This is a genomic window from Pseudomonas sp. PS01298 (assembly GCF_029959745.1).
GTDB lineage: Bacteria > Pseudomonadota > Gammaproteobacteria > Pseudomonadales > Pseudomonadaceae > Aquipseudomonas > Aquipseudomonas aylmerensis.
In genome coordinates this window covers 1-10,364 of record NZ_JASCPP010000160.1, presented here as the reverse complement: position 1 = coordinate 10,364, position 10,364 = coordinate 1, and the positions used below count along the sequence as shown (strand labels likewise).

The window sequence follows — 10,364 nt, the reverse complement described above, 5'->3', positions numbered from 1 at the left end:
CCTTGAAATACATCCCAAATGGGGGAGCGGGCTTGCTCGCGAAGGCGGTGGATCAGTCACCCTTTCAGCGATTGGCACACCGCTTTCGCGAGCAAGCCCGCTCCCACAGTTTTGATTGGTGTTCGGACTGGAGGCCGAGGTGCTGCAACGGCATTTGAGCAGATGGTACAACTCGATTCCAGCCTTGAAATACACACCAAATGTGGGAGCGGGCTTGCCCGCGAAGGCGGTGGATCAGTCACCCAATTCAGCGACTGGCACACCGCTACCGCAAGCAAGCCCGCTCCTACATCCGCTAACTGGCGCGTTTATTTACGCGCCGCCTCCCACTGCTTGAGCAGATCGCCGTAGGCCACGGTTTCGCCCTTGGGTTTTTCGTTGGCGAGTTTTGGTTTCGGCGCGCCCGGTTGGTCGAACCAGTATTGCGCGTCACGCTCGGGGTTCATCTTCGGACCGCACACCGGCTGCACCTTGGAGCGTTCCAGGCGCGTCATGATCGCGTCCTGCTCCTTGGCCAAGTTGTCGAGGGCCTGTTGCGGGGTTTTCTCGCCGCTGGCGGCGGCGGCGATGTTGCTCCACCACAGTTGCGCCAGGCGAGGATAGTCCGGCACGTTAGTGCCGGTCGGCGACCACTCGACGCGGGCCGGGCTGCGGTAGAACTCCACCAGGCCGCCGAGTTTGGGCGCCATGTCGGTCATGGCCTGGGAATTGATATCGGACTCACGAATCGGCGTCAGGCCAACGATGGTTTTCTTCAGCGAGACGGTCTTCGAAGTCACGAACTGCGCATACAGCCAGGCCGCGAGTTTCTGTTTCTCCGGGGTCGACTTGAGGAACGTCCAGGAACCCACGTCCTGATAGCCCTTCTTCATGCCCTTTTCCCAATAAGGCCCGACCGGCGACGGCGCCATGCGCCACTTCGGCGTACCGTCGGCATTCACTACCGGCAGGCCCGGCTTGACCATGTCGGCGGTAAACGCGGTGTACCAGAAAATCTGCTGGGCGATATTGCCTTGCGACGGCACCGGCCCGGATTCGGAGAAGGTCATGCCCGCCGCTTCCGGTGGTGCGTAGGCTTTCATCCAGTCCACGTATTTCTGCGTGGCGAATACCGCAGCAGGGCCGTTGGTGTCGCCGCCACGGGTCACGCTGGAACCCACCGGATGGCAGTCCTCCACGCGAATGCCCCACTCGTCCACCGGCAAGCCGTTGGGCAGGCCTTTGTCGCCGCCACCGGCCATGGAGAACCAGGCATCGGTGAAGCGCCAGCCCAGGGATGGGTCTTTCTTGCCGTAGTCCATGTGCCCGTAGATGCGCTTGCCGTCGATTTCCTTGACGTCTTCGCTGAAGAACTTGGCGATGTCCTCATAGGCCGACCAGTTCACCGGCACGCCGAGGTCGTAACCGTATTTTTCCTTGAACTTGGCTTTCAGCTCCGGGCGCTCGAACCAGTCGGCGCGGAACCAGTAGAGGTTGGCGAACTGCTGGTCGGGCAGCTGGTAGATCTTGCCGTCCGGCGCGGTGGTGAACGAGATGCCGATAAAGTCCTTGATGTCCAGGGTCGGCGAGGTGAAATCCTTGCCTTCGTTGGCCATCAGGTCGGTGATCGATTCGGTCTTGCCATAGCGAAAGTGCGTACCGATCAAGTCGGAATCGTTGACCCAGCCGTCATAGATATTCTTGTCGGACTGCATCTGCGTCTGCAGCTTCTCGACCACGTCGCCTTCCTGCAGCAGGTCGTGGGTCAGCTTGATCCCGGTGATTTCCGTGAATGCCTTGGCCAGCACTTTGGACTCGTACTCGTGGGTGGTAAGGGTTTCCGACACCACATTGATCTTCATCCCACGGAACGGTTCGGCGGCCTTGATAAACCACTTGAGCTCCTCGAGCTGTTGGTCGGCCGTGAGGGTGGACGGTTTGAATTCGCTGCCGATCCATTTTTTCGCCGCATCTTCGTACGCATCGGCCCAGGCCGTGGCGCTCAAACCGCTGAGGGCCAATACGGCGGCCAATGAAATGCTATGTCGCAGCTTATTGTTTTTATCGAACATAGAGACCTCCTGGTTAGTTTCAAACGGGACCTGCGAACACAATCCCTGCAGGCGCCGGCTTGCCGGCGCCTACAGGGCGAGTACTAGCCCCAACGCATCACACTCAACAGCCATACCAGGGACAGCGCGGACGCCACCCAGATGCTCCAGTCGGTAACGCCGATGACCAGCAAATGCAGGTAGGCGCTGCCGAGAAGACCGATAAACAAGCGATCACCACGGGTGGTGCTGATCGGCAGAAAACCGCGCCGGGGGATGCTCGGCGAACGCAGTTCCCAGGTGGTCATGCCCGCCAGAATCAGGGCGATACCACCAAAGAACAGCGCGGTGGGGGTGGTCCAGGCCATCCATTCCATCATCGATTCCTCTAGACCCGGCCCAGGGCAAAGCCCTTGGCCACGTGGTTGCGAACAAACCAGATCACCAGCATGCCTGGCAGGATGGTCAACACCCCCGCCGCTGCCAGCACGCCCCAATCAATGCCCGACGCCGAGACCGTGCGCGTCATCACCGCCGCGATGGGCTTGGCGTTGACCGAGGTCAGGGTGCGCGCCAGCAGCAACTCGACCCAGGAAAACATGAAGCAGAAAAACGCCGTCACGCCGATGCCGGAGCCGATCAAGGGGATAAAAATCTTCACGAAGAACTTAGGAAAGCTGTAGCCGTCGATGTAGGCAGTTTCGTCAATTTCCTTGGGCACGCCGGACATGAAGCCTTCCAGGATCCACACCGCCAACGGCACGTTGAACAGGCAATGCGCCAGGGCCACGGCGATGTGCGTGTCGAACAGGCCGATGGACGAATACAGCTGGAAAAACGGCAGCAGAAACACCGCCGGCGGCGCCATGCGGTTGGTCAGCAGCCAGAAGAACAGGTGCTTGTCACCGAGGAAGCGGTAGCGCGAAAACGCATACGCCGCCGGCAGCGCCACACTCAACGAAATCACCGTGTTCAGGCTCACGTAGTACAGCGAGTTGAGGTAGCCGGTGTACCAGCTGGGGTCGGTGAAGATCACCTTGTAGTTGGCCAGGGTGAAATCCTGCGGAAACAGCGTCAGGCCGCCGAGGATTTCGGTGTTGCTCTTGAAGGACATGTTCAGCAGCCAGTAGATCGGCACCAGCAGGAACAGGATGTAGATCAGCAGCGGAATCAGCTTTCTCTTGCTCATGTTGGCGGCCTCAGCGGTTGGCGTCGGAGTGGGTCATGGCGGTGTAGAACAGCCAGGACACCAACAGGATGATCAGGAAATACACCAGGGAAAACGCGGCCGCCGGGCCCAAGTCGAATTGACCTACAGCCATCTGGGTCAGCGTCTGACTGAGGAAGGTAGTCGCGTTACCCGGTCCGCCGCCCGTCAACACGAAAGGCTCGGTGTAGATCATGAAACTGTCCATGAAGCGCAGCATCACCGCGATCAGCAGCACGCTCTTCATCTTCGGCAACTGGATATGTCGGAACACCGCCCAGGCCGAGGCCCGATCAATCCGCGCCGCCTGGTAGTACACATCCGGAATCGCGCGCAGGCCCGAGTAGCACAGCAGCGCCACCAGCGAGGTCCAGTGCCATACGTCCATCACCAGCACGGTGACCCAGGCGTCCATGGTGTTGGCCGCGTAGTTGTAGCTGATGCCCATGGCGTTGAGGGTCGAGCCGAGCAGGCCGATATCGGCGCGGCCGAAAATCTGCCAGATGGTGCCGACCACGTTCCAGGGGATCAGCAGCGGAATGGCGAGGATGATCAACACCAGCGACGACCAGCGCCCCTTGGTCGGCATGGTCAGGGCGATGGCGATGCCCAGTGGGATTTCGATCAGCAGCACGCACGCCGAGTAGATGAACTGGCGCAGCAATGAGTCATGCAGGCGCGGGTCGAGCAGCACCTGCTTGTACCAGTCGGCGCCGACGAAGTAGCGGCTGGACTGGTCGAAGATGTCCTGCACCGAGTAGTTGACCACGGTCATCATCGGGATCACCGCACTGAACGCCACCAGCAGGAACACCGGCAACACCAGCCACCAGGCCTTGTTGTTCTGCACCTTGTTCATGGCAGCACCTCCAGCAGGTAATCGTCGGCGTAGACCATCAGCCATTGCGCCGGGAAACTGATGGACGCCGTGCCTTCAGGCACCGGTTTGTCTTCGGCCAGGCGCACTTTCAGGGGCGCACCGTCCAGCGTAAGGGTCATGATCTTGTAGGTGCCGAGGTCCTCGACGTGTGTGACAGCGGCCTGCAAGGCGTCAGGGTTGTACTCGTCCCACACGTGGATAAATTCCGGGCGGATGCCCACCTGGAGTTTCTTGTAGTCCGTATCGGCAATGCGCTGGGTCAGTGCCGCGGACAGGGGCAGATGAGTACCGGCAAAGCGCACCCCGCCGGGTTCGGCCTGCACCTCGATCAGATTCATCCCAGGGCTGCCGATGAAATAGCCGACAAAGGTGTGGCTCGGCCGCTCGAACAGCTCACGCGGCGTGCCGAACTGCACGATCTGCCCGCCGTACATCACCGCGATCTTGTCGGCGAAGGTCGAGGCCTCCAACTGGTCGTGGGTGACGTAGACCATGGTGATGTTGAACTGCTCATGGATCTGCTTGAGCTTGCGCCGCAGCTTCCATTTGAGGTGCGGGTCGATCACCGTCAGCGGCTCATCGAACAGGATCGCCGACACATCGTCGCGCACCAGCCCACGGCCCATGGAAACTTTCTGTTTTTCATCGGCGGTGAGGTTGCGGGCTTTCTTGGTCAGCAGGTTTTGCAGGTCGAGCACCTCAGCAATTTCCTGCACCTTGCTGTGAATCTTCGCCTCGGCCATGCCCTGGTTTCGCAGAGGAAAGGCCAGGTTGTCGAACACCGTCATGGTGTCGTACACCACCGGGAACTGAAACACCTGGGCGATGTTGCGCCGTTCAGGCGTCAGCTCGTTGACCACCTTGTGATCGAACAGCACCTGTCCCTCGGACGGGCTGAGCAGCCCGGAGATGATATTGAGCAGGGTCGACTTGCCGCAGCCCGAGGGCCCGAGCAAGGCGTAGGCACCGCCCTGCTCCCATACGTGGTTCATTGCCCGGATCGCGTAGTCTTCAGGCCCTGTCGGTGTAGGGCTGTAGCTGTGCGCCAGGTTCTGCAAATGGATCTCGGCCATCAGGCAACCCTCGCGACACGGCGTCCGGGAGCCTGGACCAGACGGCCCTGGGCATCGAACACAAACAGTTTATGGGTGGGGATATACACGCGGATCGGCGCGTCGACGTCGTACTCGTGCACGCCCGGCAGGTGCAGCACCAAGAGGAAATGCTCGCTGCGCACATGCAGGAAGGTTTCCGAGCCGCTGATTTCGGCGACTTCCACGGTCACTGCCAGCTCCAGGTCATCGTCGTTGCTCGGCACCAGGCTGATATGGCTGGGGCGCACGCCGAAGCGGAATTCGCCTTCGCCAATCGGACGCAGGTCGACGTTCAGCGGGAAGTGCACAAAATTGGCGAAACTCACCTCGTTGCCGCTGATGCGCCCCGGCATCAGGTTGATCGGCGGTTCGGAAAACAGCTCGGCGGCCAGCACGGTCTGCGGCTGGTGGTAGACCTCGGCGGCCTTGCCACTCTGGATCACCCGGCCTTCGTGAAGAATCGTGGTGGTGCCGCCCAGGGCCAGGGCCTCGTTGGGCTCGGTGGTGGCGTAGATGGCGATGGTATGCCGCGCCTTGAACAGCTCGCGCATTTCCTGACGCAGCTCTTCACGTAGCTTGTAGTCCAGGTTGACCAGCGGCTCATCGAACAGGATCAGCTCGGCATCCTTGACCAGCGCACGGGCCATGGCCGTGCGTTGCTGCTGCCCCCCGGACAGCTCCAGCGGGTGGCGCTGGAGGAATTTCTCGATGCGCAGCATCCTCGCGGTTTCCAGCACCTTGCTCTGGATCAGCTCGTTGGAAACACCAGCCTGGCGCAACGGCGAGGCAATGTTTTCGAACACCGTCATGGTCGGGTAGTTGATGAATTGCTGGTAGACCATCGACACATTGCGCAGTCGCACTGGCTTTTGCGTGACGTCCACGCCGTTCATCAGGATGCGGCCGCTGTCGGGCTTGTCCAGGCCGGCCATCAGGCGCATCAGGCTGGTCTTGCCGGAGAGTGTGCGGCCGAGCAATACGTTGAAGGAGCCGGCTTCGAAACGCAGGCTGGCGTCGTCGATCCAGGTTTGGCCTTCGACAACGCGGGAGACATTTTCCAGGGTCAATGACATGACACGACCTTTTTATTATTGGAATGAATCTGGCCAGTTGTCAGAGCGAGTTTCGTGCCAAAACCGCAAGGGCTTGATGTGTAAGGAAATGGGAAAACCCGATGTTCGTGTTTGAACACTCCAGGTGAACAACTGAACAGTCACGGGGTTGACAATGAACAGTTCTGAACAACACTCTCACCACCAACACAGGACATTTTGATCCGGTTTCAATGGTTGGATTGTGCAACACCCCATAACAATAAAAATGCAGGTCACCCCATGGCCGAACCCTTGGCTCACGACACCCTTATCCAGGAATCCTGGCGCCGCTGCCGCGCGTTTGGGCTGGACCATCAGAGCACGCCCAGCTTCGATCAACTGCCCGCCGAGGGCATCAGCCAATTGCTCGAAAGCCAGCATTCCCTGGTGCAGACCACCCATCAGGAGGTGCTGCCCTACTACGAAAACATCCTCAGCAACTCCAACTGCCTGATCATGCTGGCCGACAACCAGGGCCAGGTGCTGACCAGTTGGGGCACCCAGCGTTTTATCGAACCCAAGCTGGCCCGGGGGTTCAGCGCCGGCGCCAGTTGGATGGAACGCTCCAGCGGCACCAATGCCATCGGCACTGCGCTGGCCTGTGCGCAGGCGGTGCATATCGAACATGACGAACACTTTCTCAAGGCCAACCGCTTCATGACCGGCTCGGCGGCGCCGATCTTCGACGCGCAGCGCGAGATCATCGCGGTACTGGATGTGTCCAGCGACAGCTACCTGCCGCCCTCCCACACCCTGGGCATGGTCAAGATGATGAGCCAGACCGTGGAAAACCGGCTGATCCTCAACCTGTTTCGCGGCGAGCATTTTCAACTGACCTTCAACACCGGCCTGAGCAACCTCGACAGCCAATGGGCCGGCCTGTTGATCTTCGATGAAAGCGGCCAGGTGCTGTCGGCCAACCGTCGCGCCGACAACCTGCTGGGCATCAGTCTGTCACGGGTGATGATCGACAGTTTGTTCAAGGTCTCGCTGCTGGAGTTGCTCAATCAGCCCGAGGGTCTGCCGTTTTCGCTGCAGGCGGCTGGGCGCAACCGTTTCCAGTGCCTGTTGAAACGGCCCAAGCAAATGCCGGTGCAGGCGCGGGTGTTCAGCCAACCCACGCCGCCAAAGCCGGCGGCGATTGGCCTGAACACCCTGCACTTTGGTGATGCGCGCGTGGAAAAGGCCGTGCGCCAAGCCGAACGCTTGCTGGAGAAGGACATCCCGCTGCTGATCCACGGCGAAACCGGCGTGGGCAAGGAAGTTTTCGTCAAGGCCCTGCACCAGGCGAGTTCCCGCAGTCAGCAGGCATTTATCGCGGTGAACTGTGCGGCGATTCCTGCCGAGCTAGTGGAATCGGAACTGTTCGGCTACGAAAAAGGCGCGTTTACCGGCGCCAATCAAAAAGGCAGCATCGGCCTGATCCGCAAGGCCGACAAGGGCACGCTGTTTCTGGATGAAATTGGCGACATGCCGCTGCCGACCCAGGCACGCCTGTTGCGGGTGTTGCAGGAGCGCTGCGTGCAACCGGTGGGCAGCAGTGAGCTGTTCCCGGTGGATCTGCGCATCATCTCGGCCACCAACCGGGCGCTGCGCGAGCAGGTGCAGGCCGGGCGTTTTCGCGAGGATTTGTACTACCGCATTGGTGGCCTGACCCTCGAGCTACCGCCGCTGCGCGAACGCAGCGACAAGCGCGCGCTGTTCCAGCAACTGTGGCAGCAACATCGCGAGCCGACCCAATGGGCCGGCCTCAGTGCCGAGGTGCTGGCCCTGTTCGAGCAGCACCCCTGGCCGGGCAATTTGCGCCAGGTGAGCAGTGTGTTGCAGGTGGCGTTGGCGATGGCTGAGGAGCAGCCGATTCGCCCGGAGCACCTGCCGGATGATTTCTTTGTCGACCTGAATGTCGCCGCGCCGCCGCCCACCAGCGAGTACCTGGATGACAGCATCGACCTGGCCCAGCGCCTGAAAGCGGCCGGCGGGAATATTTCCCACCTGGCGCGGGAGCTGGGGGTGAGCCGCAACACCTTGTACAAGCGCCTGCGCCAGCACGAAGGCTAGCGCGGCTTGACCACCACCAGCAGGTCGGTGAAGTACTCCACCTGAATCGGCAGGTTGTCGGCCAGGGCCGAGAGCGCCGCAGCGGTGTCGTCCAGCTTGAATACGCCGGACACGCGCAGGTTCTGCAGGGCCTGCGGGTCGTAGCGCACCAGGCCGTGACGGTAACTGGCCAGGGTTTGCAGCACCTCGCTCAGCGGCTGGTCGTTGACTTTGAGCAGGCCACGGGTCCAGGCGTCCGCGTCGGTGTTGCCGACGGCTTGTGGCGGTTGGGCGCGGCCATGGTCGAGGACCGAGCGCTGGCCGGCGGTGACGCTGACCCCTTCACTGGTCTGGCCTTTGACCGCGACGGTGGACTCGATCACGGTCACCACGGTGGTGCCGTCCGGCGCACGCTTGACCAGGTAACGCGTGCCCAGGGCGGTCGCGGTGCCTTGGTCGGTGCGCACCACGAAGGGCCGTTGCGCGTCCTTGGCGACCTCGACCCACAGTTCGCCTTGCAACAACTCGATGACGCGCTGGTGGCCGTCGAATTTCACGTCGACTGCCGAATTGCTGTTGAGCTGCAGCTGGCTGCCATCTTCAAGGGCGATCTGGCGACGCTCGCCGACGCCGGTGCGCTGGTCGGCCATCCATACCGGCAGGTGTTCCAGGCCCAGCCAGCCGCACAGTAAGACGCCAAGCAGCCCCACCACCTGAGTAGCCCGCGGACGCCGCGGGGCGAAGGCCCGGTTGAGTGCCACGCGTGCCGGTTGCGCAGGCACAGCATCGAGGCTGCCCCACAGGACGCGCATGCGTTCGATAGCCACCGCATGGCGTGGATCGGCCTGGCACCAGGTGTTGAATGCCTGGCGCTCGGCGTCGCTGACGTCTTCGTCGTGCAGGCGTGTCAGCCAATTCGCCGCTTGTTGAATGATCTGTTCGGAGTTCATGCCAGCGGATCTGCCGCATGCAGGCTGTGGTAGCAGTGCACCAGGGCGCTGGAGATGTAGTTTTTGACGGTGCTGGAGGACACCTCCAGGCGCGTGGCGATTTCGCTGTAGGTCAGGCCGTCGAGGCGGCTCAACAGAAAGGCTTCGCGCGCCTTGGCCGGCAGGCCGGCGAGCATTTCGGCGATGCGCTCCAGCGCTTGCAGTGCTACATGGATGGCGGCCGGGTCGGGCATGCCGGCGTCTTCGCATTGGATTACCAGGGCTTCCATGTAGGCTTTTTCGATGCGCCGACGCCGTGCGCCGTCGATCAATAACCGCCCCGCCGTGGTGGCCAGGAACGCCCGTGGTTCCTTGATATTCTGCGGTTCGGCAAGCATCAACACGCGGATAAACGCGTCGTGGGCCAGGTCGGCAGCATACTGGGAACAGCCGAGTTTTTTGCGCAGCCAACCGTGCAACCAGCCGTGGTGCTCGCTGTACATCGCCGTAAGGGTCTGCTGACGCTCTGAATCGCCCAGCGCGGCCGGAATGTCATGCATGCGCAAAAAGATCTCAAATGGGAAGAGTTACCAATTGCGCAAACAATGCCAGTAAATCGGTGTAGGAGCAAGAGCGCCTGCCCGATGCGCCAGGGAAAGTTTCGCCCCCTGTGGCGAGCGGGCTTGCCCCGCGTTGGGCGGCGAAGCAGCCCCTGTCACTGCTGGCGATGAGTGTCAGGTTTATTGCGTTGGGTCTTAATGGGGCGGCTTCGCCACCCAACGCGGGGCAAGCCCGCTCACCACAACAAGCCTGGCAGCTACAACAAGCCTGCCAGCAACAACAAGCCAAGCCCTTCATCACAATGAGCCTATTCACCGCAGGGTGCGGTCGCTGCAGGTTGATGCTACGTTCACGCTCCGCCGGTGACACGGCTCCGTGCCGAGATCAAGTGCGCCAGGCCCCGCCCCTTGTGGTGAGCGGGCTTGCCCCGCGTTGGGCTGCGAAGCAGCCCCTGTCACTGCTGGCGATGAGTGTCAGGTTTATTGCGTTGAGTCTTAATGGGGCGGCTTCGCCACCCAACGCGGGGCAAGCC

9 protein-coding genes are annotated in these 10,364 nt (G+C 61.4%); 1 reads left to right on the top strand and 8 read right to left on the bottom strand.

Annotated features, from left to right (window positions below; translation table 11 throughout):
* Nucleotides 1-308: 308 nt before the first annotated feature.
* From QMX97_RS30025 to QMX97_RS30000, 6 genes are all read right to left on the bottom strand, one after another.
* Nucleotides 309-2,051, bottom strand: a complete 1,743-nt coding sequence (locus tag QMX97_RS30025) for an ABC transporter substrate-binding protein (protein ID WP_065907385.1) — start codon at nucleotides 2,049-2,051, stop codon at nucleotides 309-311.
* Nucleotides 2,052-2,134: 83 nt separating this feature from the next.
* The gene (locus tag QMX97_RS30020) at nucleotides 2,135-2,407 is read right to left on the bottom strand and encodes a DUF2160 domain-containing protein (protein ID WP_003232363.1); all 273 of its coding nucleotides are present in this window, start codon (nucleotides 2,405-2,407) and stop codon (nucleotides 2,135-2,137) included.
* Between the two features lie 11 nt (nucleotides 2,408-2,418).
* A complete protein-coding gene (locus QMX97_RS30015; protein ID WP_003232361.1) occupies nucleotides 2,419-3,219 on the bottom strand; it encodes a carbohydrate ABC transporter permease in 801 nt (266 codons plus the stop codon).
* Between the two features lie 10 nt (nucleotides 3,220-3,229).
* Nucleotides 3,230-4,096, bottom strand: a complete 867-nt coding sequence (locus tag QMX97_RS30010) for a sugar ABC transporter permease (protein WP_005789024.1) — start codon at nucleotides 4,094-4,096, stop codon at nucleotides 3,230-3,232.
* Nucleotides 4,093-5,190 carry an ABC transporter ATP-binding protein gene (locus tag QMX97_RS30005; RefSeq protein ID WP_282398104.1) on the bottom strand — a complete coding sequence of 366 codons (1,098 nt, stop codon included), beginning with the start codon at nucleotides 5,188-5,190 and terminating at the stop codon, nucleotides 4,093-4,095. The genes QMX97_RS30010 and QMX97_RS30005 overlap by 4 nt, the downstream gene beginning before the upstream one ends.
* The gene (locus tag QMX97_RS30000) at nucleotides 5,190-6,284 is read right to left on the bottom strand and encodes an ABC transporter ATP-binding protein (protein WP_065907391.1); all 1,095 of its coding nucleotides are present in this window, start codon (nucleotides 6,282-6,284) and stop codon (nucleotides 5,190-5,192) included. The genes QMX97_RS30005 and QMX97_RS30000 overlap by 1 nt, the downstream gene beginning before the upstream one ends.
* Before the next feature lie 261 nt (nucleotides 6,285-6,545).
* Between QMX97_RS30000 and QMX97_RS29995 the strand changes: the two genes are divergently transcribed.
* Nucleotides 6,546-8,363 carry a sigma-54-dependent Fis family transcriptional regulator gene (locus QMX97_RS29995; RefSeq protein ID WP_065907394.1) on the top strand — a complete coding sequence of 606 codons (1,818 nt, stop codon included), beginning with the start codon at nucleotides 6,546-6,548 and terminating at the stop codon, nucleotides 8,361-8,363.
* Here the strand turns inward: QMX97_RS29995 and QMX97_RS29990 are convergent.
* Both QMX97_RS29990 and QMX97_RS29985 read right to left on the bottom strand, forming a co-directional pair.
* Entirely contained in the window at nucleotides 8,360-9,292 is a 933-nt protein-coding gene (locus QMX97_RS29990) for a FecR family protein (protein ID WP_213553215.1), read from the bottom strand. The two genes, QMX97_RS29995 and QMX97_RS29990, sit on opposite strands and share 4 nt — an antisense overlap.
* Nucleotides 9,289-9,831: a sigma-70 family RNA polymerase sigma factor gene (locus QMX97_RS29985; RefSeq protein ID WP_065907399.1), complete on the bottom strand. Its 543-nt coding sequence runs from the start codon at nucleotides 9,829-9,831 to the stop codon at nucleotides 9,289-9,291. The genes QMX97_RS29990 and QMX97_RS29985 overlap by 4 nt, the downstream gene beginning before the upstream one ends.
* Nucleotides 9,832-10,364 lie beyond the last annotated feature (533 nt).